The 22,963-nt window shown below is 50.6% G+C and carries 26 protein-coding genes; 6 read left to right on the plus strand and 20 right to left on the minus strand.

The window, feature by feature from the left end; genetic code table 11:
- Window positions 1–89 precede the first annotated feature (89 nt).
- The 14 genes from rpoS to AC5E51_RS11460 all read right to left on the minus strand — a co-directional run bounded on the left by rpoS (window position 90) and on the right by AC5E51_RS11460 (window position 11,774).
- The gene (gene rpoS / locus AC5E51_RS11395) at window positions 90–1,046 is read right to left on the minus strand and encodes an RNA polymerase sigma factor RpoS (protein ID WP_297530619.1); all 957 of its coding nucleotides are present in this window, start codon (window positions 1,044–1,046) and stop codon (window positions 90–92) included.
- A 76-nt stretch (window positions 1,047–1,122) separates the two neighbouring features.
- Window positions 1,123–1,899, minus strand: coding sequence for a peptidoglycan DD-metalloendopeptidase family protein (locus AC5E51_RS11400; protein WP_297530621.1), 777 nt, complete (start codon window positions 1,897–1,899; stop codon window positions 1,123–1,125).
- 215 nt (window positions 1,900–2,114) lie between these two features.
- Window positions 2,115–3,020, minus strand: a complete 906-nt coding sequence (locus AC5E51_RS11405) for a DUF368 domain-containing protein (RefSeq protein WP_491778609.1) — start codon at window positions 3,018–3,020, stop codon at window positions 2,115–2,117.
- 102 nt (window positions 3,021–3,122) lie between these two features.
- On the minus strand, window positions 3,123–3,755 hold the full coding sequence (locus AC5E51_RS11410; RefSeq protein ID WP_491778628.1) for a protein-L-isoaspartate(D-aspartate) O-methyltransferase: 633 nt from the start codon (window positions 3,753–3,755) through the stop codon (window positions 3,123–3,125).
- Between the two features lie 46 nt (window positions 3,756–3,801).
- Window positions 3,802–4,542 carry a 5'/3'-nucleotidase SurE gene (gene surE, locus AC5E51_RS11415; RefSeq protein ID WP_068437227.1) on the minus strand — a complete coding sequence of 247 codons (741 nt, stop codon included), beginning with the start codon at window positions 4,540–4,542 and terminating at the stop codon, window positions 3,802–3,804.
- On the minus strand, window positions 4,542–5,528 hold the full coding sequence (gene truD / locus AC5E51_RS11420; RefSeq protein WP_297530626.1) for a tRNA pseudouridine(13) synthase TruD: 987 nt from the start codon (window positions 5,526–5,528) through the stop codon (window positions 4,542–4,544). Before truD ends, surE begins: the two co-directional genes overlap by 1 nt.
- Window positions 5,528–6,010: a 2-C-methyl-D-erythritol 2,4-cyclodiphosphate synthase gene (gene ispF, locus AC5E51_RS11425; protein WP_068437223.1), complete on the minus strand. Its 483-nt coding sequence runs from the start codon at window positions 6,008–6,010 to the stop codon at window positions 5,528–5,530. Before ispF ends, truD begins: the two co-directional genes overlap by 1 nt.
- 25 nt (window positions 6,011–6,035) lie before the next feature.
- On the minus strand, window positions 6,036–6,734 hold the full coding sequence (gene ispD, locus AC5E51_RS11430) for a 2-C-methyl-D-erythritol 4-phosphate cytidylyltransferase (protein WP_068437221.1): 699 nt from the start codon (window positions 6,732–6,734) through the stop codon (window positions 6,036–6,038).
- The gene (locus tag AC5E51_RS11435) at window positions 6,731–7,024 is read right to left on the minus strand and encodes an FtsB family cell division protein (protein ID WP_068437390.1); all 294 of its coding nucleotides are present in this window, start codon (window positions 7,022–7,024) and stop codon (window positions 6,731–6,733) included. Before AC5E51_RS11435 ends, ispD begins: the two co-directional genes overlap by 4 nt.
- Before the next feature lie 147 nt (window positions 7,025–7,171).
- Window positions 7,172–8,503, minus strand: coding sequence for a DUF4397 domain-containing protein (locus AC5E51_RS11440; protein WP_068437220.1), 1,332 nt, complete (start codon window positions 8,501–8,503; stop codon window positions 7,172–7,174).
- A gap of 252 nt (window positions 8,504–8,755) precedes the next feature.
- Complete coding sequence (locus AC5E51_RS11445; RefSeq protein ID WP_297530631.1) at window positions 8,756–9,424, minus strand: DKNYY domain-containing protein; 669 nt, start codon at window positions 9,422–9,424, stop codon at window positions 8,756–8,758.
- Between the two features lie 3 nt (window positions 9,425–9,427).
- Window positions 9,428–10,189: a hypothetical protein gene (locus AC5E51_RS11450; protein WP_491778610.1), complete on the minus strand. Its 762-nt coding sequence runs from the start codon at window positions 10,187–10,189 to the stop codon at window positions 9,428–9,430.
- A 26-nt stretch (window positions 10,190–10,215) separates the two neighbouring features.
- Window positions 10,216–11,277 (minus strand): hypothetical protein, encoded by a 1,062-nt coding sequence (locus AC5E51_RS11455; RefSeq protein WP_491778611.1) that lies wholly within the window; start codon window positions 11,275–11,277, stop codon window positions 10,216–10,218.
- 89 nt (window positions 11,278–11,366) lie between these two features.
- Window positions 11,367–11,774 (minus strand): PaaI family thioesterase, encoded by a 408-nt coding sequence (locus AC5E51_RS11460; protein ID WP_491226403.1) that lies wholly within the window; start codon window positions 11,772–11,774, stop codon window positions 11,367–11,369.
- A gap of 103 nt (window positions 11,775–11,877) precedes the next feature.
- On the opposite strand from AC5E51_RS11460, the gene AC5E51_RS11465 reads away from it, so the two are divergent.
- On the plus strand, window positions 11,878–12,729 hold the full coding sequence (locus AC5E51_RS11465; RefSeq protein ID WP_273089935.1) for a pirin family protein: 852 nt from the start codon (window positions 11,878–11,880) through the stop codon (window positions 12,727–12,729).
- Window positions 12,730–12,756: 27 nt separating this feature from the next.
- Here AC5E51_RS11465 and ybiA read toward each other — a convergent pair whose 3' ends face one another.
- Window positions 12,757–13,287, minus strand: coding sequence for a riboflavin biosynthesis intermediates N-glycosidase (gene ybiA, locus AC5E51_RS11470; RefSeq protein ID WP_297530642.1), 531 nt, complete (start codon window positions 13,285–13,287; stop codon window positions 12,757–12,759).
- Between the two features lie 97 nt (window positions 13,288–13,384).
- Between ybiA and AC5E51_RS11475 the strand changes: the two genes are divergently transcribed.
- A complete protein-coding gene (locus AC5E51_RS11475; protein WP_297530644.1) occupies window positions 13,385–14,545 on the plus strand; it encodes a GGDEF domain-containing protein in 1,161 nt (386 codons plus the stop codon).
- A 17-nt stretch (window positions 14,546–14,562) separates the two neighbouring features.
- Here the strand turns inward: AC5E51_RS11475 and AC5E51_RS11480 are convergent, their stop codons facing one another.
- The 5 genes from AC5E51_RS11480 to pyrG form a co-directional block, all read right to left on the minus strand.
- The gene (locus tag AC5E51_RS11480) at window positions 14,563–14,718 is read right to left on the minus strand and encodes a HepT-like ribonuclease domain-containing protein (protein WP_348655039.1); all 156 of its coding nucleotides are present in this window, start codon (window positions 14,716–14,718) and stop codon (window positions 14,563–14,565) included.
- 29 nt (window positions 14,719–14,747) lie between these two features.
- Entirely contained in the window at window positions 14,748–14,984 is a 237-nt protein-coding gene (gene hepT / locus AC5E51_RS11485; protein ID WP_297530646.1) for a type VII toxin-antitoxin system HepT family RNase toxin, read from the minus strand.
- The gene (mntA, locus tag AC5E51_RS11490; protein ID WP_068437208.1) at window positions 14,977–15,363 is read right to left on the minus strand and encodes a type VII toxin-antitoxin system MntA family adenylyltransferase antitoxin; all 387 of its coding nucleotides are present in this window, start codon (window positions 15,361–15,363) and stop codon (window positions 14,977–14,979) included. Before mntA ends, hepT begins: the two co-directional genes overlap by 8 nt.
- Before the next feature lie 306 nt (window positions 15,364–15,669).
- A complete protein-coding gene (gene eno, locus AC5E51_RS11495) occupies window positions 15,670–16,962 on the minus strand; it encodes a phosphopyruvate hydratase (RefSeq protein WP_488074465.1) in 1,293 nt (430 codons plus the stop codon).
- A 71-nt stretch (window positions 16,963–17,033) separates the two neighbouring features.
- The gene (gene pyrG / locus AC5E51_RS11500; protein WP_068437202.1) at window positions 17,034–18,653 is read right to left on the minus strand and encodes a CTP synthase; all 1,620 of its coding nucleotides are present in this window, start codon (window positions 18,651–18,653) and stop codon (window positions 17,034–17,036) included.
- Between the two features lie 431 nt (window positions 18,654–19,084).
- Between pyrG and AC5E51_RS11505 the strand changes: the two genes are divergently transcribed.
- The 4 genes from AC5E51_RS11505 to AC5E51_RS11520 all read left to right on the plus strand — a co-directional run bounded on the left by AC5E51_RS11505 (window position 19,085) and on the right by AC5E51_RS11520 (window position 22,957).
- On the plus strand, window positions 19,085–19,996 hold the full coding sequence (locus AC5E51_RS11505) for a DMT family transporter (protein ID WP_297530649.1): 912 nt from the start codon (window positions 19,085–19,087) through the stop codon (window positions 19,994–19,996).
- Between the two features lie 159 nt (window positions 19,997–20,155).
- Entirely contained in the window at window positions 20,156–21,247 is a 1,092-nt protein-coding gene (locus AC5E51_RS11510) for a porin (protein ID WP_491778612.1), read from the plus strand.
- A gap of 136 nt (window positions 21,248–21,383) precedes the next feature.
- Complete coding sequence (locus AC5E51_RS11515; protein WP_491778613.1) at window positions 21,384–22,301, plus strand: hypothetical protein; 918 nt, start codon at window positions 21,384–21,386, stop codon at window positions 22,299–22,301.
- On the plus strand, window positions 22,298–22,957 hold the full coding sequence (locus tag AC5E51_RS11520; protein ID WP_301387636.1) for an outer membrane beta-barrel protein: 660 nt from the start codon (window positions 22,298–22,300) through the stop codon (window positions 22,955–22,957). Before AC5E51_RS11515 ends, AC5E51_RS11520 begins: the two co-directional genes overlap by 4 nt.
- Window positions 22,958–22,963 lie beyond the last annotated feature (6 nt).

A 22,963-nucleotide genomic window follows, 5' to 3' on the forward strand; every position in this document is an offset into this window, starting at 1 on the left:
ACACTCGGAGTCAGGCTTTTTCATTTGCTGTCCCAAAACTGTGGGACAGCAGTGGGCCATTGGCCGGTTTTTTTGTTTACGGTGATGGCTTATGCCATACCGAACAGCACCTCTGCATTCAGACCGTGCTTTTCAAATACCTCACGCAGACGCTTCAGTGCTTCTACCTGAATCTGACGCACACGCTCACGGGTGAGTCCGATTTCGCGGCCTACATCTTCCAGTGTGCTGGGCTCATAGCCACGCAGACCAAAACGACGTGAGAGTACTTCTCGCTGCTTTTCAGGCAGTTCTTCGATCCACTGTGACAGGTTGCTCTGTATATCGTCGTTCTGCAGCTCTGTACCCGGATCTTCCATACGCTCATCAGCGATGGTGTCGAGAATCGACTTATCAGAATTCGGGCCCAGTGGGGTATCAACCGAAGTAACACGCTCATTCAGCTTCAGCATGCGCTTAACGTCAGCGACCGGCTTATCGAGCAGTTCTGCGATGTCTTCTGCCGTCGGCTCGTGATCAAGCTTCTGAGCCAGCTCACGGGCAGCACGCAGATAGACGTTCAGTTCTTTTACTACGTGAATCGGCAGACGAATGGTGCGAGTCTGGTTCATAATTGCACGTTCGATGGTCTGACGAATCCACCAGGTTGCGTAAGTCGAGAAGCGGAAGCCACGTTCCGGATCAAACTTCTCTACTGCGCGGATCAAACCCAGGTTACCTTCTTCAATCAGATCAAGAAGAGAAAGACCACGGTTAACGTAACGACGTGAGATCTTCACCACCAGACGGAGGTTACTTTCGATCATGCGTCGGCGGCCCATTTCGTCACCTTTACGAGCCAGGCGAGCGTAGTGCACTTCCTCTTCGGCAGACAACAGCGGAGAGAAACCAATCTCATTGAGATACATCTGGGTGGCATCAAGAGTTTTCCCGGATGTGTCCGCAGCAAACCTTTCCTGGCCGCTTTCTTCAGTAGATTCATCAGCAGAGGCTGTTTCTACGTCATCGAACACTTCTTCACTAATATCGCGTTGCTGTACTGCCATGTTTAGTCCCACCTTTGGGTTGGTCATCCTGAACCTGAACCGAAACAGGTTTTGTGCCAGAACGACTGTTTACTTTTTATCCACCCCCTCTGCGCTTAGGCAGATACTTCAGTGGATTGACCGGCTTGCCGTTTTCCCGGATCTCAAAGTGAAGTTTCACTTTGTCGGTACCAGTAGATCCTTTTTCGGCAATTTTTCCGCCCGCTTTAATTTCTTGGCCTTCGCTGACGGTGATGCGGCTGGCGTGGGCGTATGCACTCAGGAACTTTTCGTTGTGCCGGATGATGACAAGGTTGCCGTATCCCCGGAGTCCGGTGCCTGCGTAAACCACTGTCCCCGCCGCTGCTGCCAAAATAGATTCCCCCATCGACCCGGCAAGATCAATCCCCTTGTTGACGGGCTTTCTGGTCGAAAATCGACCAATTATTTTGCCATCAGAGGGCCACTGCCACCCTGAAACCGGCCCGGTCGGCACCGGTTTTGGCGATATCTGACCATTTTTAGGTTTCGCTACTTTCGGCTGTACCGCTGTAGGCGGTGAATTTGACGGGTTTCTGACAGTGACACGCGGCGCGCGGGCGGCTTCTGCGGCGGTATAGTCGATGTCAATTTTCTGTCCAGGGTAAATCGTGTGTGGGGAAGAAATGGAGTTAGCGTTCGCCAACTCGCGATAGTCCAGTCCATAGCGCCATGCAATGGAATATAACGTCTCACCTTCGCGAACGAGATGAAAACCTGACGCCGTTTTGTCTCTGCCGAATTTTTGATCAACTGAGACGAAGCCACCGCCAGATGTACAAGCAGTAACTATCGTTGAGGTTATGACTAATATGACAAGCCGGGCAGTTTTCATAGGTTCTGACAAGTTTACGACTTTTTGACACCCGATAGTGACGACTTTCCGCCCATGTAACGGTTTGCAACCTTTGCAACTCAGGTGAATAAAAAACGTATTTTATAATTCCAAAGTATTCTAAAAAATAGAGGGATTTTTTTATCCGTAGCCACTGTATACAGGATTTCAAACCTGTTTTTCAAAGAAAAGAAGTGACTCAACAGTCGTTCATTTTACTTTTCCGCAGAATTATTACTTCCGAAGCGTTCAAGCCCAATAACAAGAATGGCCCCTGCGAACACCAAAATAACCGAAGCCACTAAGGTTTCATCAAATACCGGAAGTGCCATCTGCTGCACGAAAGGAATCTCTTCACCTTTACTGTTGATCCGCGTCGACAGGGTTTCTTTCCATGGCCAGACCTTTACTAATGATCCGACCATAAAACCCGTCAGAAGTGCGAGCACTACGGACGCATAGTGGTGTAGAAGCCAACTCAACAAACGGGAAAAAAGGAGTAATCCAAGGCCAGCGCCTGCGGCAAAGGTCAGCAGCACCGGCAAATCAAACCCCTTAATAGCGGCAATAACCGGTGTATAAAGCCCCATTAGCAGCAGGATAAAGCTGCCGGATATTCCGGGGAGAATCATGGCGCAGATCGCGATACTGCCAGCGGCAAAGACAATTGGCAGCGTGACTGCAGTTTCGGTCGGCGAGGCAAGGCTGATGAAGGCGGCGATGATGGCCCCAGCCACCAGCATGGCAATTTCTTTCACGCGCCATTGTGGAATCGTACGACCAATATGCACGCAGGAGGCGATGATTAATCCGAAGAAAAATGACCACAACATAACCGGATGCGTCATTAACAAGTGATGTATCACCTTTGCCAGGCTAATGATGGCAGTCAGAATGCCCGTACCTAACGCCAGCAGAAAGATTCCATCAATATGAGCCCAGGCAGACTTGAAACCCTCGGCTCTGAGTTTCTTTAAGGCCTCCAGGTTCACGCTGGAAATAGCATCCAGTAATCGGGTATAGATGCCGGTGATAAATGCGATAGTGCCTCCCGAAACGCCAGGAACAACATCCGCCGCCCCCATTGCCATACCCTTAAGAAATATTTTCAGATGCTCCATCATGTCTCCGTTGCTGCGCAGCGCATGCGCGAGTTTCGTTAATGTAGATCAGGTTGCCGATCGTGTTACAGATAAAGAAAAGGACGCCGTAGCGTCCTCTTGTTACTTCTGAACTCCGGGAAGGAAAGGTACGAAACGTACCGTCTCCAGAGTCTTTCGTGCGAAGTGATCACCGCGTCGGGTGATCAGCACCAGCTTCTGCTCTTTGCCACCGACCGGGATGACCATACGTCCACCATCAGCGAGCTGTGCCAGTAAGGATTCAGGCACCTCTTCCGGCGCAGCAGCAGCAAGAATACCATCGTAAGGCCCATGCTCTGGCCACCCCCAGGTGCCATCAGATAAGGCAAGGTGCACATTGTCGTAGCCCAGGCTTTGCAGACGCTCAACGGCCCGATTGTGCAGTGGTTCGATACGTTCGACACTATATAATGTTCTGACAAGCGGGCTGAGCACGGCTGTCTGGTAACCCGAGCCGGTACCAATTTCCAGCACCCGTTCCAACGGCCCGTTCGCCAGCAGTGTTTCTGTCATGCGTGCAACCGTATAAGGCTGACTGATGGTCTGGCCGTTGCCGATGGGCAAAGCAGTATCTTCATACGCGCGGTGCGCGAGCGCTTCGTCGACGAAAAGGTGTCTTGGAGTTGTGGCAATGACATTCAGCACTTCTTCGTTTCTGATGCCGGCTTCCTGTAAACGCTGCACCAGACGGTTGCGGGTGCGTTGCGAGGTCATTCCTATGCCAGATAAGTAGTGTTCGTTCACCTTGCTTCCTGCACTCTCACTTCTCAAAATATTCCGACATCGGAACCAACATGCTATGTAGCGTCATATCGATCTGAATCGGGGTGATCGAGACCCGCCCCTGCTCAATCGCATAAAAATCAGTACCCGGCCCGGCATCAGCAACGTCGCCCGCCGCCGAGATCCAGAATAATTCTTTGCCACGAGGGTTGGTTGTTTTAACCGGATTATCCGCTTTATTTCGGTGCCCCAGACGAGTCACCTCAACACCGGTAATGTCCTCGTACGGTAGATCCGGAACGTTCACATTAATCACGGCGTTGCGCGGCAAGGCCAGCGATTCTAGCTGCGGCAGAATATCGATCAGTACCCGACCAGCTGTTTCAAAGTGAGTCTTTCCACATAAAGAAACCGCAATCGGCGTGCGCTTCAGAAAACGACCTTCGGTGGCCGCTGCGACCGTACCACTATAGAGAACGTCGTCCCCCAGATTGGCGCCGCTGTTGATGCCTGCAATCACCCGTTCGCACGTGTCCGCATGAAATTCGTTGAGAGCCAGGTGCACCGCATCGGTCGGGGTGCCATCAACACTATGAAAACCGTTCTCATGGTGAATGACCTGCAGGGGCCGGTCGAGCGTCAGAGAGTTACTTGCGCCACTACGGTCACGGTCTGGCGCACTGACGCGAATATCGTAGCCCGCCGCAGACAACGTCCTGGCCAGCATCTTCAAGCCGGGCGCATGAACACCGTCATCATTGGAAAGCAGCAGAGTCATCAGGGTACATACCTTTCAGGTTCAGTTGTTTCTATGCATTCACGAATAAGTGATGTCGCATAATAACCGGCAGGCAGTGAAAATGTGAGTAGTAAATGCGACTCTTCTGGCCAGCTCCAGGTCATATTACCGGGCATTGCTGCCAACGCACGGCGATCCTGATTCAGACCAGAGAATTCAAGCCCCTCACAGAGTTCAGGATGTTGTGCAGCAATCTCCGATTCAAGCGCCAGAGCGTCATCGGTAGTTGTCAGCCGCCCTCGTCCCCACATAGGTCCTGTTGCGACACCTTCATCCGTCAGGATATCGCCAGTCAGGCTCTGCCCCCACAACCCAGAACGTATTCTGGCGGCGAGAACTTCGTTAAACAGGAAAGACCGGACCGAAGACAGATAGATGCCTTTCTTCTTTTTATTACGCACGCGAATTTCACGCTTCAGCATCGCCATGCCATTTGCCACGTTGTCCCCTGCCAGACCAAACCGCTGGGGGCCAAAATAGTTCGGGACGCCATACTGTTGAACCAACGACAGATTACGCTCGATGGCAGTACGGTCTCCTTTGACTTCACGTAAAAGTATCTGAAAATGATTACCGAGCAGGTCTCCAGGGCGCAGCTTTTTTATATGCCGAGCCTGACTTATTACACGAAACTCAGGGTGTTCGAGTGCTGTAAAGTCTGGCGCCTCTGTTTTAGGCATCCACACAGTGAACCACTGACGCGTTTCTGCGTATCGGTCTTTCAGGCCTGCATAACCCACATCCAGCTCGCGAACACCGGCGAATTCAGCAATCTGAGCGGCCACAAACTGCGTATTCGCCCCATCTTTGGCGACATCAAGCCAGACATGCTCTCCTTCGCCCGACGGCAACCCAAGAGGAATCTCTGTGACCACAAAGTCACTGTTCTCCTGCTTTAATACGGCCGTAGCTCCTGTCGCTTCGTACGCGGATGGCCACTCCGGTAATACTGAATAATCCTGCATTATTGCGTCTCACTATTCAGCAACAGAGCTACCGCGTGAACGGCAATACCCTCTTTACGACCGACATAACCGAGCTTTTCAGTTGTGGTGGCCTTCACATTGACGTCGTCGATTCTGACCTGAAGATCTGCAGCGATTACGGCGCGCATATCAGCGATATGAGGGGCCATCTTTGGTGCTTGCGCGATGATGGTGACATCAACATTACCCACGCGATAACCTTTGTCAGCCACCAGAGAAACAACATGACGCAGCAGCATGCGACTGTCAGCGCCCTTCCATTGTTCATCCGTATCCGGGAAGTGTTGGCCGATATCCCCCAGTGCCGCCGCGCCCAGCAGCGCATCAGCCAATGCATGTAATGCAACATCACCATCGGAGTGCGCTTTAAGGCCGTGCGAGTGAGGAATTTTCATACCTCCAAGCGTAATAAAATCGCCTTCATCAAAAGCGTGTACGTCAAAACCGTGTCCGATGCGCATGGCCTGTTCCTGAATTAGTTGCTCATTAATGTTGCGATAAAAAAAGTTCTGCCAGTGCCAGATCTTCCGGCCTGGTAACTTTGATATTGTCTGCCCGGCCCGAGACTAAGCGCGGACGGCCACCAGCATATTCGATTGCAGACGCCTCATCTGTCACTTCAAAACCGTCCGCTAGTGCTCGCTCGAGTGCAGTTCTTAACTCACCCAGACGAAACACTTGTGGGGTAAGCGCGTGCCAGAGCTGGTCACGCTCTACCGTATGATCAATCACCACCGAGCCATCTGCCTGAAGTGTGCCCCGTTTCATGGTATCTCGCGTTGGCGACGCCAGAATGGCCCCGCTGTCACCAAGCCCATCAAACAGAAGATCAAGATCACTGTGTCGTAGACAGGGGCGGGCAATATCATGCACGGCTACCCAGTCAGTGTCCGAAGCTATCCCCTCAAGTGCGCATAAACCGTTAAGTACCGAGTGACAACGCTCGCTACCGCCTTCCGCCCTGATCACATCAGAATGGCTGGCAAATTGACTGTCTGGCCAATAGGGGTCGTCCTCAGAAAGCACGACCACTGCCTTTTCAATAGAAGGGTAAGAAAGTACACACTCAAGGGTATGATCGAGAAGGAAGCGGCCTTTCAGAGGAAGGTACTGTTTTGGCCGGTCGGCCTGCATGCGGCTGCCTACACCAGCAGCCGGGAGCACTGCCCAGATAGAGTCGCTCATGAATCGGGTTCTGCAAATAAGATAAAGGTCTCGCCATCTTTAACCAGCCCCAGTTCCTCGCGGGCAGTCTCTTCCAGCAAGGCATCGCCGGTGCGTAGATCCATCACCTGATTCAACAAGGCATGATTCTCTGAAGACTGTTTATCGTTGGATGTCTGCAACTGATCTATCTGACGCTCAAGCGCGCGATTAGCAATCACGCCGCTGTCATCGAACCACAGGCGGTACTGCAGCACGATCAGCAGAAAAATGCCTACCGCAGTCCAGAAATGTGTAGCTCGGAATGCCATGTAAAAGGTGCTCCAGGTCGGAGAAGACCAGACGTTGAGAATGGCCACATAGTAAACCAGCGGGACAGCTTGACCAAACCGAACAATAAAAAAAGCGGGCCTGAGCCCGCTCTCCATCGAAACACAGTTAACCTGTACTCAATCAAATCACTCCACGCCTGATCCGCGCTTATCATTTAGCAGCAGCGCATCCAGTCCGGAACTATCACCAATCGCGATCGCAGTTTTCACGTCACCGGCCGCAAATGGCAATGAATCAAGACCTGAAATAGCGGGGCTGGTGGTATCATCGGCGGCGATGTCTACCGTATAGGTGGCTGGTGACAGAGCGACGTACCCAGTGTCCTGACCTTGTTCAACATCCGCAAACGTTGGTGATTGCGGTTGAGTCATACCGTTTTCATAGACAAAAATATCCACAGGGTCGGCAGCGGTTGCAGAGGAGGCATGAACCAGACGAACGTAACCATTCGAGGCATCTTCCGCTGCACGGGTATCGGTAAGTACTATCAGCTGCGCATCCGTTACTGCTCCGGAGTCTCCCGATGCGATGACTGTGTAAGACTCACCGCGCTCCAGAGTCAGATCTCCGCTCAGGTTCGCCAAAGCATTACCAAGCCCCTGATCATCTGCAGCAATAGCAACACTGACCGTACCCGGATCGAGCACCGTGTATCCATTTACTGATTGGTAAGTAAACCCATCAATGAATAACTCGCCATTAGCGAAAACATCAACATCAATGTCGTCAACGGCATGAACGACCCGCAGCTCTGCGCTATTGTCCAACACCGTGGTTGCACCAGAGTCAGACCAAGCAATTAAGGACACAGGTGAACGGCCTTTGATGCTGTTAACAGCTACAAGCGCGATATCCCCTGCGACATTAAGCTCTCCAGATGCGTAAACCAGCTCTTCGGATTCATCTCCACCAATGAAGACCTCGTAATCTCCTGCCGCGACGGCTTCAAGCGTTGCGTTCGCTTCGAACGGTACCCCATCCAAGGCCGGTGTATCCGCACTAGTATCCGGATCGTCTCCCGGTGCAGTCACAAAAATATCGACATCATCAGCAACCGTCGCGGCGTGGACGACGGTTACGTCAGCATCCCCGTCTGTGTATGTTGCGGTGTCATCGATAACCTTGAGATCAAGCTCGGCCACATCATTGATGGCGATTACTGAGTAGTAACCGTTATCCATGAGATCAACCTCTGTACTGAACGCTACGGTTTCAGTGCCAGCGACCAGAATTTCTACTGTTGTCAGGCCATCCTCAATCTCAAGGTAGCCGGTACCCTGCTGAAAACTGACGTCGCGCAGGACAACATCGCCATTGAGCGCAACATCCACGTTGGGAGCATCCGCCGATGCATGTAAAACCCGAAGGTAGGCCTGATCATCGTTACTGTCATCGCCACCACAGGCGGCCAGCGCGGCCGCAATTGTGGTCAGTGCCAGAGGCTTAATGTAATTCATAGTCTCTTCTGATTAGGTTAGCTTGCCATATACAAGGTATATACAATATATATACACACAAATTAACAAAGATAGCCCCAGAGTGCCTGAACTGACAATTGATTACATTTCTGGAAAGAAATTCGACGAAGTGGCACTTATCAAGCCAGATAACCGAGAAATACTTTCAGAGGGCCTGCGCAAACCAGGCGAGGGACAAGCCGTAGGAAAACAGAGGCAGATAACTGGAGCTACCTGCCTGAAAGGCATGGATTAGCGAGGGGCTACTTTCTTGCCACTGTAGTATCGGGAGTGAGCATCACGCGCGTCGCTCTTGACCTGGTCGGTAGTGTCGTCGGTGATCTCGTAGATAACCTCAAAGGTCTCGGGGTCAGCGCCTTCGACCAGTTCGATACGGGAATAGGGTACGTAAAACACCTGATCAGCGTCACGATAATAGAGATCTTCAACTATACGAAAAGACGAGGGCTCCGCCGCCGGAACGTCTAACGGTTGGCCCCTTGAGTAGAAGCGATGTTTGTCATAAGCCAGCTGATCAAAAATATGAGCAAACGAAGTTGAATCAGACTCTGGAATCGCTTTCGCGTTGTAGTAGACAGTACCGTTCGCTACGGAGTAGCCCTCATTCTTTATGCCAATGATGAGGTTGTAGCAAAAATAAATTATCCCTGCGTTGAGTAGAAGAAAGGCTGTAGTCGTGCCTATCAGGAAGTAATTACTGTTGAGCCCCCAAAAGGCCGTACCGGTATAACTCAAAACAGCAAAGATCCAGATGGGGTAAGAGTTCAATATCATGAGCTGAACCATCAAACTCATATTATTTGATGCCCCAGGGCCACCCATTCCCATTACAGAAACAACCAATACCATAGGCCAGAAGCCCACAACAAAGGTGACCAGAATGTTTCCAAGTAGTCCCATAGCTTACCAGCTCCATCCATCGTCGGAATCTGGCGCTTCAGGAACAGCTTTACCTTCTTTATCAATTTCTTTTTCTTCACGCTTCGATGGGTAGAAACCCAGAGGTGGAAGCTCTGACTCAGGGATGCCTTTGGTTGGAATGATTTGGATGCGTGAAAGGTAATCAATAAAGAACGGCATAAGATGTTCTTTGAGACCTTCGGGTGGGGGAGTATCACGAGGCCAGCAGGAGTCAGCGTCAAAAAGAACAATCAGAATCAGTGTATCGGACAACTCGGTAAACGCATTGTCCCAGCGGCCATAAATACCTGACTCTGAATAGGCCCATAAGCGATTATTAACACGATATATTGAGAATTCTTCTGCCTTTCTAGGAGTTAGATCATAGGGCTCCCTGTCCTCACTGGATTTCCACCTTTCATAGAACTTCAATGAATTATTACGGAGAGCTTTAACATCTTCCCACTTACGTTTATCCATAAGTAGCTCAGATTTAGGCCATATCTGAACATTTACTGAACACAACCAATTTGGGTGCTCTTTCATGAAATCATCATTCAGGAGAGAAAATCTTGTACGTAAGGGAACAATCTCCCCCGTATAGTCGGGATTGTAAATCAAGCCCTGATCAATCCCTTCAAAGTGAAAGACATACTTATCGGTATAGCTCGCTTCATCTTCACAATGAAACACCATCCGCGCATCGTTCACTTGTATGCAGTAAGTAGCCGTATTTTCAGTGAGGCTTACCTTGGGGAAGTTCATAAATATCGTTCCTTTATCTCAGACAGTTAGTTGAGCGCCAAAACCCCACCGAGCCCACGCCATAAATCAGCAAAGGTAATATTTGGGGTTTTCTTCTTTAACTCACGATATTTATTAAAAGCGGTAATTGTATCTTCACTTGTCGAACCAGTATCGAACCTTTGATAAATACTGGAGGGTGCTGTTTCATAGCTGCTATTCAGGTTCGCAACCCCGCCAAGATCCTGTACTGACTTCTCTAGTTGGCTATAAGGGCTGTGAGGTGCAATAATTTCAAAGGTAAATTTTGACAGCGATATATTCCCCGCTTTCCCTAGCTTTCCAAGAGCATCAAGCAAAAGCTTAGAAGCATCAGCGTAGCAATATACGGTATATGACTTCTGAGCAACGCTTTTACTATCCCAGCGATTGATATTGACAGTTTTTGTCAGGATATCAGCAAGATCATCAGGGCTTAGAACCTTAAATCGCTTTTCCGGTGTATCATATTCAGCACCATTATTTATGACCGCTAACGGGCAATGATATAGATTAAAATCTGTTTTGAATGTTGACTGAGAGCTAGCCTCTAAAAATTTTATTGCTAATTGATCGAGTTTCATCAAACCTGAACTGGTTGCCTGAGACCCCATGCGTAATATATTGGTAGACAAAGTCCCCTGAGACTCCTCCTTGGCTACCCAACGGCCAACGTCATAGTTCATATGGAAAAGTCCGGTAACAGCAGTTTCAGAGTTTTTCTGAAAACGCTTAATATCATGGATATATACTCCAGGGCCCCGGCTGTTTTCAGTGCTTTCGGCCTGTAGAATGCGATAAAACACCCGAACACATCTCTGATCGACACTACCAATATCAGAGTAGAACTCAGCCGCATCTCCAACAGCCTGGCCAGATTTGACACCACCAGCACCTGAAGATAGGTCCTGTTGAATCTGCAGGGCAAGCTTCCTACCAATCTCACATGTAGGATCAATACACTCAGTAAACGTTGCTAACAGAGAAGGATCTATATAAACGGGGCGTCCAACATTTTCTTTAGCCATCGATGAATAAACTAAATAGTTGGAGAGGGGTACAGCGGCCATCGAGCTTCCTTTGCAATGCAGTTCCTTTATTGGCCGACAGGATAAACGATTGGCTTGTTAAATCAATCAATACAGGCCAGACCTGAGACTTACTTCCGGGGTGGTATTGCGTAACTGCCTACCGCATGTGCGACGGGTTCCTGATCCCCTTCGGAGTAAATAGAAACCTCTCCCACCACTAAGGCCTTGCCGACTTTCATCAGAGTACATTCTGCGATGATGTCGCGGTCTGAAGCCGGTTTCCGCAAGAAGTTAAAGTTCAGGCTCGTTGTAACCGCCATCGCAACCAAGCCCAGCTCGGCCAGTATGGCGACGTACAAAGCGGCATCGGCAACCTCCATTAATACTGGCCCCGATACCGTGCCTCCCGGCCTGAGGTGTGCCTCGGTGATACGCTTTCGAATCGTGGCCGAGCGGCTGCCCAGTACTTCGATCTTAAAATCCGCTTGCGGAAATTCTGTTGCAAAGAAATGCTCCAGCTCTGCCTTGCTCGCCATATATCTACCTCTCAGAACACTTTGTACCAGCATTCTTCTATGACTGGTGCCAGTTACATCATAGCTTTAGGATAGAAGGTATTGAAACCGGGAAGGCACGACCATGAGCATACTTCTGAAAGGTAAAACGAAGGATCTTGATGGCTTCAGTGTTACTCGCATCCTGCCGCATGCAGAGAAGCATATGGTCGGCCCCTTCGTATTTCTGGATCACATGGGGCCTGCGCACTTTGCCGCAGGTGAGGGCATCGACGTAAGACCTCACCCACACATCGGGCTGGCGACGCTGACCTATCTTACAGAAGGCTCGATACTTCACCGGGATAGTCTCGGCAACAACATGGAGATTCTACCGGGTGACGTAAACTGGATGACCGCTGGCCGGGGCATCGTGCACTCCGAACGTGAAACTCACGAAACGAAAGCCAGCGACCATGCGCTCAATGGGCTTCAGTGCTGGGTGGCGCTGCCTGAGAAGTTTGCTGAGATTGAACCTGCTTTCACTCACCACAAAAAATGCCAGCTACCTCAGTTCAATAAAGAAGGTGTCTTTGCCAGGCTGATCGCTGGGGATGCCATGGGCATGACCTCGCCGATCCGCACCTACTCCCCTATGTTCTTTCTGGATGTCATTTTTAGCGCCGGTAGCACTTTCAAGCGCCCGAATCCGGATCAGGAATGCGCATTGTATGTCATCGAGGGGGAGGTGCTGGTCGGCTCAGAACGCTACCAACAAGGAGACTTTGTTCTCCTGTCTCCAGACGAATCTGTCTCGAGTAACGCCTACGCCCGGACCATATTCTTAGGTGGCGAGCAATGGTCTCAACATCCACACATGTACTGGAATTTCGTGTCGTTCAGCAAAGAACGGATTGAACAGGCTAAACAAGACTGGCAGGAGCAGCGCTTCCCGGATATTCCCGGAGACAACCAGGAATTTACGCCACTGCCCTGACAAGAGGCAGGAAGGAAGTAAGAAGGATCAGGCGCTCTGCTCCCGCTCAGAGCGCAGCTTGTCTCTCACACCCATGAGCACTTTGCCGAAGTTGTTCTTTCCTCGCATATCACGGCCACTGCCCCAGAAATAATCGTAACCACTCAGCTCCGCGATTCGCAGCTCGCCCGTTTCTAACAGTTGTTCGGCAATATCACGATGAGTGCGGCACTTAATGTAGGTGCCACGGGTCATAACTACCGTGCTGGTCTTCTTCCAATCCTTGCGACGCTTTGGCTTACGGCTCTTACCTAGTTTCGCTGCCTCCTCGGCAGTCTTCGCCTGACGGATTTTCTCGCGGTGAGCCTCGTCTTCGAACTTCATTGCCTGATAATAGTGCTCAACACTCGGCCATTCTGCGCCATCCAGCTCAAAGGCAAATAAGGCATACGACGACAGCGGCTGCTGAGTATCACTACGGTTTAACGTGAAAAGTTCTTCATTTTTGTGTTCAAACAACATGTTGGAATCCGGCGACAGGCTTTCGCTCAATTTACCAGACAATTCCTTGGCGTACATCAAAGCAGCCTCCGCTATCTGTGCTTTCCGACCTCGTTACTTGGTCAAACAGGAAGCCTTAGACTAGTATTAAGTCACCTGAATAACAGACACCGCTATGACTACGGATTCGAATACATTGAAGGAACCCGGCCTGATTGCCATTTCTAACCCCATGGATTGGAAAGCCATTGACCGTTTTATCCTTCTCGCAAGCCTGGTGCTCCTCGCACCACTGTCTTTTGGTGTCAGTATGTGGGCAACCAATATCCTGGCCCCTGAGTGGTTGAACCAGACGTTGGTGATGATGCTCAGTGTTCTGTATGTGATGCATATTGCGGTTATGGGAAGCTTCATAATTACCGCTATAAAACTAAGAAAGTATACACATGACTGGCCCCTGTTTGAGAATGCCATCATAAGTAGTTTTCTGGTTACCGTGATGACCACGGGATACCTGACGGGCACTCACTTGTCTGAGGCCCTCCTGATTATATTTCTCGGTGTCATCATTACCTGCACACTCGCCGATGTGAATAAAATCAAGTTTTGCTTCTGGATCGTTGTTCCCATTCTTATCCTGATGTCGGCACTCGATTACAGCGAAGCCGTTCCTTATGCCATGCTACTTGAGCGATCACCTTACGCAGAGGATGGTCGCCCTCTTGAGGGCTGGATGATGGTAAGGATGACCGTCGCCGTCATCCTTGCACCGCTTATCTATCTCTGCATTCTGGCCATGAAGCGCTGGACCGAACGTGAAAGCCTGTATCTGGAAATGTCGACAATCGACGGCCTGACCCGACTCTCAAACCGCAACTCTCTTATCAGCAGAGGACAGGAAGAAATCCGTCGTGCCCGGGCTTCAGACGCCATGCCCCCGCTGTCATGCATCATGATCGACCTTGATCACTTTAAACAGATCAACGATACCTGGGGACACCATGCCGGTGACGAGGTGCTGGTCGCCGCATCCAAAGTGATGATGGACAGTGCCCGGCCAAATGATGAAGTCGGTCGTTATGGCGGTGAAGAGTTTGCGGTGCTTCTGCCCGGCACAACTCTTCTGCAAGCGAAGCTGATCGCTGAACGTATCCGCAAGAGGATCAGTAATATGAATGTAGAGGTTGAGGGCCAGAAGATTGATGTGACCGCAAGCTTCGGCGTCGCCTGTTACCCCTCCCCTGATGTTGAAGCGATGAGCGACCTGCTGAAAACGGCAGACAAAGCATTGTACGAAGCCAAGGAAACCGGGCGGAATAAAGTGGTTACGGCGTAAACTTCTCCCAGGTGGTATCAGCTATTACTTAGCCTGTTTAAAGCCTTGTCAGCCTCATCGAGAAAATCAATAAAGTCTGTCAGATGATTATCAAGAACGGAAATTACGATATCCAGGTTCAACTTCTGATAATCATGAACAGCAATATTGCGAAGCCCGACCATTTTCTGCATTTTCAACGATATTGCTGACGATAAATGCCCTATTTTTCAAGCAAGGCGAAGCTGTCGCGACTCGATTGTGGAACACCTAAGCGACCATGTTTAATCACTGTATTGGCAACATCAATGCAAGCTTCACAGGCTCGCTGAAGATTCAGTATCACTGAGTCCTGCTTGGTAAAGCTGCCTCGCAGAGTTGCTTCATCCGCATACTCTTCACGAATACGAGCAATACAACGTTCGACAGTTGCACGCTTATTCAAGATAACGTCATTCATTGCGTTCATATGCCTTTAAGATGTCAGCGCGGGATTCCTGAAGATGGCCATACTGAGTCATAGTGGATGCTGCAAATAGATCCGCCTCCAGCGATTCTCCGAAGAGCAAACGTCCATTCATCACTATCTGCATCTTGAGTACCGTGCTCGCTTCCTTCAGGTCAACGAGATCAACATCCTGGCCAAGCTCGGCAGCTAACTCTTCGGCGATGTGCCAACGACTGACGTTATCCAGATTAACACCCGCCAGAAAGGCGATATCCCAATCACTGTCAGGGCGGGCATCACCACTCGCCTGCGATCCGAACAGGTACAGCAAACGCAAGCCGGACAGGCGCTTGGAGCAGTATTCAAGGATATGAGATTCGGTTGGGGACATCAGACTCTCCAGTGTTACTCAGAGGGTAGCGCTGGAGGGGAAGTGAGGCAAGATAGTAGTGGTCGAGTCGAAATACGACTGAGGGTTACCCCAAAAAATACAATCTCACTTTGAGAAACGCTGATTTTCCGATGGATACTTAGAAAATAAAAACGCCGCTAAAAAGCGGCGTTTTTTAACTCACTCAACCGATAAACGGTGTCGCAAGCTGGTAATCACATTGCAAGCGCAGTAGCGATTTTTAAGACCATCCGAGCGCAGCAGGTAGCAAAAGCGTCAGGAGCGATGGCTGAGCGCACTAGCTTTTTACTGGCCCTTAATTTCAGAACGGCCTTTATACGGCGCTTTCGCACCCAGCTGCTCTTCAATACGCAGCAGACGGTTGTACTTAGCAACGCGGTCTGAACGGCACAGTGAACCAGTTTTGATCTGGCCAGCTGCGGTACCTACCGCCAGGTCAGCGATGGTCGCGTCTTCAGTTTCACCTGAACGGTGAGAGATCACAGCGGTGTAGCCTGCGTCTTTCGCCATTTTGATCGCATCCAGAGTTTCAGATAGTGAGCCGATCTGGTTGAACTTGATCAGGATAGAGTTGGCGATATCTTTTTCGATACCTTCTTTCAGGATCTTGGTGTTGGTTACGAACAGGTCGTCGCCTACCAGCTGTACTTTAGCGCCCAGTTTTTCAGTCTGGTATTTCCAGCCAGCCCAGTCAGATTCGTCCTGACCGTCTTCGATAGACACGATTGGGTACTGGTCGCACAGTTCTGCCAGGTAGTCAGAGAATTCTTCAGCAGAGAATACTTTGCCTTCGCCTTTCAGGTCGTACTTGCCGTCTTTGTAGAATTCAGAAGACGCACAGTCCAGAGCAAGTGTGACGTTCTTGTCCAGCTCGTAGCCAGCGTTAGATACGGCTTCTTTGATCGCAGCCAGTGCATCGGCGTTAGACGCCAGGTTTGGTGCGAAACCACCTTCGTCACCAACGGCAGTGTTCAGGCCCTGAGAAGACAGTACTTTCTTCAGAGCGTGGAAGATTTCTGCGCCACAACGCAGTGCTTCAGCAAAAGTAGGTGCGCCAACTGGCTGTACCATGAATTCCTGAATATCAACGTTGTTGTCTGCGTGCTCACCACCGTTGATGATGTTCATCATTGGTACTGGCATAGAGTAAACGCCTGGGGTGCCGTTGATGTCTGCGATGTGTTCGTACAGCTCAACGCCTTTTGCAGCCGCAGCGGCTTTGGCAGCAGCCAGTGACACAGCCAGGATGGCGTTTGCACCCATGTTAGCTTTGTTGTCAGTGCCGTCGATCTCGAGCATTTTGTTGTCGAGGGCGCGCTGGTCCAGTGCGTCCATACCGATCAGTGCTGGCTTGATGGTGTCGTTTACATTAGCAACGGCTTTCAGTACGCCTTTGCCCAGGTAACGGCTTTTATCGCCATCACGCAGTTCCAGTGCTTCGCGGGTACCGGTAGATGCGCCGCTTGGAGCACATGCTGTACCGAAGAAACCACCTTCCAGAGTGACGTCTGCTTCGATGGTTGGGTTGCCACGTGAATCCAGCACTTCGCGCGCTTTGATATCAACGATTTTAGCCATTTCAATCTCCTGAAATTAACGCGGCCTTCGCTGTTTATGCGAAGGCCGATCACAAGGTTTAAATTTAAAACTTATTTATTGTTCAAAGCCGCTTTTATAAAGGCTGAGAACAGGCCATGGCCGTCGCGCGGTGTCGATGTAAATTCCGGATGGAACTGACACGCCACAAACCATGGGTGATCTGGTACTTCCACAACTTCTACCAGCTCGCCATCAACAGAGCGACCAGCAATACGCAAGCCCGCTTTCTCAAGCTCTGGAACCAGTGAAGAGTTCACTTCGAAACGATGACGATGACGTTCGGTGATGACGTCGCTGCCATATGCCTGAGCAGTCGTTGAACCTTCGGTCAGGACACATTCCTGACCACCAAGACGCATGGTACCGCCGAGGTCAGAGTTCTCGTCACGGGTTTCAACATTACCCGATGCATCCTGCCATTCGGTGATCAGGCCAATTACTGGGTGTTCGGTATCGCGACTAAACTCGGTCGACTGCGCGTCTTTCCAACCCACGACATTACGTGCGAATTCAATCACGGCGACCTGCATACCCAGACAGATACCCAGGTACGGAATTTTGTTTTCACGGGCGTGCTGAACCGTGCGGATCTTGCCCTCCACACCACGGTTACCAAAACCACCCGGAACCAGGATGGCATCGACCCCGGCGAGCACCTCGACACCTTTACGCTCAACGTCTTCGGCGTCGATGTAACGGATGTTCACTTTGGCGCGGTGGTGAATGCCAGCATGATCAATCGCTTCGATCAGAGACTTATAGGCATCCAGCAAGTCCATGTACTTACCGACCATCGCGATCGTCACTTCTTTCTCTGGGTTGAGCTTGGCGTCTGCCACGTCATCCCATTCAGACAGGTCGGCTTCTTTGCATGACAGGTCGAACTTCTCAACGATCAGATCATCGAGGCCCGCTTCGTGCAGCATACGAGGAATCTTGTAAATCGTATCCGCATCTTCCAGAGGAACAACGGCACGCTCTTCAACGTTGGTGAAGAGTGCAATCTTGCGCAATGAAGAAGCATCGATCTTGTGATCTGAGCGGCAGATCAGTACATCTGGCTGCAGACCAATGGTGCGCATCTCTTTTACAGAGTGCTGAGTTGGCTTGGTCTTAGTTTCACCAGCAGTCGCGATATACGGCACCAGTGTCAGGTGTAGAGACAATGCGCGCTTTGAGCCCAGCTCGACTTTCATCTGACGCACGGCTTCAAGGAATGGCTGGGATTCGATATCACCCACTGTGCCACCGATCTCAACCAGCGCTACGTCAGAACCTTCGCCACCTTCCAGAACACGACGCTTAATTTCGTCAGTGATATGAGGAATAACCTGAACAGTACCACCTAGATAGTCACCACGACGTTCTTTCGCCAACACGTCGGTGTAGATACGACCAGTGGTGAAGTTGTTACGACGAGACATGGTCGTGCGAATGAAACGCTCATAATGTCCGAGGTCGAGGTCGGTTTCCGCGCCGTCATCGGTCACGAAGACCTCACCGTGCTGGAACGGGCTCATGGTACCCGGATCAACGTTGATGTACGGATCAAGCTTGAGCATAGTGACCTTAAGGCCACGGGCTTCCAAAATGGCAGCCAGAGATGCAGAAGCGATGCCTTTCCCCAAAGAAGAAACAACACCACCCGTGACAAAGATAAAACGTGTCATAGAAGGTCCGCGAGCAGAGATGAAAAATTTGTTACGGAGCGGGCCAGCTTCCACTGAATTCATGCAACGAATCCCGATGAAATCGGCGCTTGAAGCGCACTTGGGCCACTCTCTCAAGATGGGAGGGCAGTTTACCCGAAAGCACCTCGAGGGTAAATCAATGGAGTGCTTTTCTTTACCTGTCAGCTCTGCTAACTTGAGCTCTCGTTATGTAAAGACTCTGGATTCAAAAGTCCGATGATCAACAAGCCGAAAGCTCTAGCGCATATCCGACTGTCTGCCCTGATGTGGTGGATGGCGTCTACTCGCGCAGCGCTCCGGTTCTGAGTCACACATACCGGTTTCGGCTGCGAAGAGCAGCAGAAACCTTCTTCCCGATTTCTCTCTTCTTCCGCAGCCTCTGATCCACCTGACATATAGGATGAATAATGATGGCTGCCAGCCTCACAAGTGCGGAAAAAAATCTCAGAGTCGGCTTAACCCTGGCGTTCACAGCTGCGTTTCTGTTTTCCACCAAGCCAATCATCATTAAGTGGCTTTACAGCCTTGGCATGTCAGCGCTTCCGCTCATGGGGCTACGCATGTTGGTCGCCTTCCCTGTGTATCTTATTATCGGCTTCTATCTCTGGAACAGAATGGAGTCCAAACCGAGTGGTACCAATTTACTAAGAGCATCTGCTGTCGGTTTGCTGGGGTATTACCTTGCATCACTGCTTGATTTATCGGGTTTAGAATATGTCAGTGCCCAACTAGAGCGCCTGATGTTGTACGCCTATCCCAGCATGGTGATCATCATTGGCGCTCTGTTCTTTGGAGCAAAGGTCAGCCGCTCGGTGATTCCTGCGCTACTGCTTACGTACGCGGGGCTCGGAGTCATGTATGGACATGACCTTCAGATTGCCCCTCCGGGCACAAGCAATGCGGATATCACCAAAGGCACCCTGCTGATTATTGGCAGTGCGCTGTCGTTTTCGCTGTTCATTCTGTTCAGTAAGCGCGGTATTGCTGAGTTAGGGAGCCTGTTCTTCACCTGCGTGTCGATGGCCTCTGCGACACTGGCTACGCTGGTTCACTACGTCATCACCGAAGGAATAAGCCTTCCAGACATGGATGCAACTCGCTGGTCTGGCACTCTGCTGTTAGCACTGCTCGCGACGGTTGTTCCTTCTTTTATGGTCAGTGAGGCCATTAAAAGAATTGGCCCCGCCAAAGCCAGCGTGTCGGGCACTATTGGCCCGGTGATGACGACGATCATGGCCATCCTGTTTCTGGGAGAACCGTTCGGCTGGGCAGCCGTCGTTGGAATGACCCTGGTTATGATTGGCGTGTCCCGCCTGAAATAAGCTTTTCCGGATCGCCCTATCTTTTCAGGACAAAACGGGCGGTCCTCTCCTCCCACACTGATTTTTCTATACAAACTGCTACACTTGTATAAGTCCTGCATCTGAAAAAGCAGGAATTAATAAATACCTATCTTAAACACAGCTAGCCAGGAGCTATCCATGACGAAGTCTGTTGCCTTTAAGGTATCAGCGCTGACCGCAGCCGCGATACTGTCTACCGCCGCACACGCGAGCCCTAACCTCTCTGGTGGAGTTTGGTTTAACTACCAGTACGCTCAGAATGATAAAGCACAACAGGAATCCTGGGGGGTCATCGACAGCGAAGCCCTGATTCTGTACGCCGACGGCAATGTGCCTGATACCCCGTGGACTTACTCTGCGGAGACCCGCATTGGTCCGGGCAGTTTTACAGACGCAAACAACAACAGCACCGGTAGCCAGTTTGGAATTCACAAAGCCTGGGTTGGCTACCAGTTTGAAGACGGTCCTATGATCACCATTGGTAAAAGCCAGGTGCCATTCGCCTGGAAAACCTACAACTTCTGGCCAGGCGATATGCTGCTCGCAGGATACGGCGATCAGATGGATGTCGGTGTAAAAGTATCCCAAACACTGGGCGCACTGCACTATGACGCTGCCTTGTACCTTGCGGATGACTGGTCAACCAGCACCGACACCATGGACGACAATGGCCACTGGGGCAGTAAAAGTACTTACCGCAAAGTGCAGACTTTTGTCGGTAATCTGAGCTATGCCCTCAACGATATTTCTAAAGTCGGTGTTTCTGCGCAAAGCGGTGGCCTGCAGGAACTGGTCAGCGATGACGGTGAAGTCTCCGGTGACCACAATGCTGCAGCGCTTTATTACACCCTGAATCTGGGTGGCCTCTGGGCAAAAGCCTCTTACATCACTACCGAGCGTAACCTACCGAATGAAGTCGCAGACGTTACTATTGAAAACGATCGCTATGCACTTTCGGCCGGTTTGAATACCGGAAAGTGGTCCTTTTATGCGGATCTCACCTATGCCCAGCCTGACACGGATGGCAATGATGCCGACACCGTTCGCGCCTTTGCACCTGGCCTCAGCTATGACTATGGGCCAGGCTGGATGTACCTCGAATACCTGACTCAAGACGGATACGTTGATCGTAATGGCCGCATACAAGACCAATACTTTAACGAAAATGGTAACCCTACTGGTCCTGGTGATTTCGATGCCCTGTACGCCACTATCGACTTCTACTTCTGATCCTGTACTGTGATTCACTGCTACCGCAGTAACAAAGCCCACCTCAATGGTGGGCTTTTTTAATGGCGGGCTTTTTTGTTTTTGATTAGTGCACCAGCGCTGTATGCTGGATAATAAAGCTCATGGAAGATAGAACGTGAACGTCACGCCAGCTCTCTCTGCGTTAAGCCTAATCACCTGCATCGTCGGCTGCTCAGAACCCGTACCTGACATAGAGATACCAGATACCGGGGTGGCCATTATTGTCGAGGCTAGTCTCACGAACGGCGATACCGATGCCAGTGTCGCCGCAGCCGTTTACGACTCAGGACAACCGGCCCCTATGGTTGGTGGCAATTTGCTGGAAGTCACCTCGGAGAGCGTCGCGGCTATCCTTTCCGGTATCGATGAACGCGACAATTTCTACTCCGGACAAATAGGTATCCCGAACCCAGACACAGATACCATCAAGGTAGCGATAGTTCACCGACCTCAGGAAACCCGTCAGGAGCGCTGGTATCCGACAGAGGATATATTAGTCGACCCTGGCCCAGGTGAGTTCGAGGGCTTCGAAGCCACTCTTCTGTTACCGGCTGCCGTCGAAATCACAGCACCGCAGCCAGGCCTGAGCTATTCAAGCCGCGACGATATTATTCCACTCGAGTGGACAGGTATCTCTGCCGATGACTTCAAACTAGTGACCTACAACCGCTGCCGATCCACTACCGATAGTGATGACCTTAGCTGGGTTTACACTTCGCAGATTGAAGACGATCAACAGGAGGATATCCGCGTTGGCGATATTATTCCCGCCACGGGTGTGCTTGAAACGTCAGCGAATCTCGGAGACGTAGTGACAGGCTTTGTTCAATTCTTTATCGAAGCCACCCTCAGTGCTGCGACCCTGGGTTTGTATGAGCCGACTGAAATCAACTTCGATGAATTCGAACTTGATTACTGCACCATTCAACTGTCACTCGTGCGTCAGCGGCAGGGCCAGATCGGCGAAGATTTCAGTGGCGGCAGTATCACCGGTAGCCGTAGTGATAACCTTCAGGTGGAGTATCGTCCATGAAGCCTTTCTCCGTTTCTACGAAACTCATCAGTCTCGCAGTTCTACTTCTCACCTGCTCTCTGGCGAACAGCGAGCCTTACCCTACGACCAAGAACAGCCTGTTATCCCGCTTGTCTGTAATACCCCACATCGGTATCTCACAAGCGGATATAGAGACGGACAGTGCAATAAACGCTTCGAACCAGCCGGAGTTTGATTCCAATTTAAATTATGGACTGGCTTTGGAATATTCAGCTCTTTCCTGGCTCAAGCTTGAAGTGGATTACACCCGTCACCGCGAATCCGAAACAAATAAGCAGCGGGATATCGCAGGCGAGTATAAAAACAGTCTGACCTCTGACATTGTCGCGCTGGGTTTGCAGGTTGAGACCTTTCAATACAATAGAACCAGGCTATATGTGAAAGGTGGCGGACTGATCTATAACACCCAACTAACGGTAAAAGAATACTTTGATGACGTATACCCATCAGGTGAGGCCTCAGCCAGTGACCGCGGCCAGGGGTATTACGCTGGGATCAGCCTGTATCACCCTCTGGATGATGACATTAAGTTCATGCTATCAATCAATCATCAACGACTGAACGACGTATTCTCCGACACAAGACGAGCATTCGATATCCGCTACAACAGTCTGATGTTAGGCTTAGCATTCTGACCTTTA

This window comes from Thalassolituus sp., assembly GCF_984348125.1.

What these genes read in the sequence shown, in the direction of transcription:
- ispF (WP_068437223.1), bottom strand. Translation starts at nt 6,010, where the DNA reads ATGCGCATCGGACACGGTTTTGACGTACACGCTTTTGATGAAGGCGAT.
- hepT (WP_297530646.1), bottom strand. Translation starts at nt 14,984, where the DNA reads ATGAATGACGTTATCTTGAATAAGCGTGCAACTGTCGAACGTTGTATT.
- AC5E51_RS11410 (WP_491778628.1), bottom strand. Translation starts at nt 3,755, where the DNA reads ATGACCTCGCAACGCACCCGCAACCGTCTGGTGCAGCGTTTACAGGAA.
- AC5E51_RS11460 (WP_491226403.1), bottom strand. Translation starts at nt 11,774, where the DNA reads ATGGCGAGCAAGGCAGAGCTGGAGCATTTCTTTGCAACAGAATTTCCG.
- AC5E51_RS11520 (WP_301387636.1), top strand. Translation starts at nt 22,298, where the DNA reads ATGAAGCCTTTCTCCGTTTCTACGAAACTCATCAGTCTCGCAGTTCTA.
- AC5E51_RS11475 (WP_297530644.1), top strand. Translation starts at nt 13,385, where the DNA reads ATGACTACGGATTCGAATACATTGAAGGAACCCGGCCTGATTGCCATT.
- AC5E51_RS11450 (WP_491778610.1), bottom strand. Translation starts at nt 10,189, where the DNA reads ATGAACTTCCCCAAGGTAAGCCTCACTGAAAATACGGCTACTTACTGC.
- AC5E51_RS11510 (WP_491778612.1), top strand. Translation starts at nt 20,156, where the DNA reads ATGACGAAGTCTGTTGCCTTTAAGGTATCAGCGCTGACCGCAGCCGCG.
- surE (WP_068437227.1), bottom strand. Translation starts at nt 4,542, where the DNA reads ATGACTCTGCTGCTTTCCAATGATGACGGTGTTCATGCGCCCGGCTTG.
- AC5E51_RS11455 (WP_491778611.1), bottom strand. Translation starts at nt 11,277, where the DNA reads ATGGCCGCTGTACCCCTCTCCAACTATTTAGTTTATTCATCGATGGCT.
- AC5E51_RS11435 (WP_068437390.1), bottom strand. Translation starts at nt 7,024, where the DNA reads ATGGCATTCCGAGCTACACATTTCTGGACTGCGGTAGGCATTTTTCTG.
- mntA (WP_068437208.1), bottom strand. Translation starts at nt 15,363, where the DNA reads ATGTCCCCAACCGAATCTCATATCCTTGAATACTGCTCCAAGCGCCTG.
- AC5E51_RS11400 (WP_297530621.1), bottom strand. Translation starts at nt 1,899, where the DNA reads ATGAAAACTGCCCGGCTTGTCATATTAGTCATAACCTCAACGATAGTT.
- AC5E51_RS11405 (WP_491778609.1), bottom strand. Translation starts at nt 3,020, where the DNA reads ATGGAGCATCTGAAAATATTTCTTAAGGGTATGGCAATGGGGGCGGCG.
- truD (WP_297530626.1), bottom strand. Translation starts at nt 5,528, where the DNA reads ATGCAGGATTATTCAGTATTACCGGAGTGGCCATCCGCGTACGAAGCG.
- AC5E51_RS11505 (WP_297530649.1), top strand. Translation starts at nt 19,085, where the DNA reads ATGGCTGCCAGCCTCACAAGTGCGGAAAAAAATCTCAGAGTCGGCTTA.
- eno (WP_488074465.1), bottom strand. Translation starts at nt 16,962, where the DNA reads ATGGCTAAAATCGTTGATATCAAAGCGCGCGAAGTGCTGGATTCACGT.
- rpoS (WP_297530619.1), bottom strand. Translation starts at nt 1,046, where the DNA reads ATGGCAGTACAGCAACGCGATATTAGTGAAGAAGTGTTCGATGACGTA.
- AC5E51_RS11440 (WP_068437220.1), bottom strand. Translation starts at nt 8,503, where the DNA reads ATGAATTACATTAAGCCTCTGGCACTGACCACAATTGCGGCCGCGCTG.
- AC5E51_RS11445 (WP_297530631.1), bottom strand. Translation starts at nt 9,424, where the DNA reads ATGGGACTACTTGGAAACATTCTGGTCACCTTTGTTGTGGGCTTCTGG.
- AC5E51_RS11480 (WP_348655039.1), bottom strand. Translation starts at nt 14,718, where the DNA reads ATGCAGAAAATGGTCGGGCTTCGCAATATTGCTGTTCATGATTATCAG.
- ybiA (WP_297530642.1), bottom strand. Translation starts at nt 13,287, where the DNA reads ATGTACGCCAAGGAATTGTCTGGTAAATTGAGCGAAAGCCTGTCGCCG.
- AC5E51_RS11465 (WP_273089935.1), top strand. Translation starts at nt 11,878, where the DNA reads ATGAGCATACTTCTGAAAGGTAAAACGAAGGATCTTGATGGCTTCAGT.
- ispD (WP_068437221.1), bottom strand. Translation starts at nt 6,734, where the DNA reads ATGAGCGACTCTATCTGGGCAGTGCTCCCGGCTGCTGGTGTAGGCAGC.
- pyrG (WP_068437202.1), bottom strand. Translation starts at nt 18,653, where the DNA reads ATGACACGTTTTATCTTTGTCACGGGTGGTGTTGTTTCTTCTTTGGGG.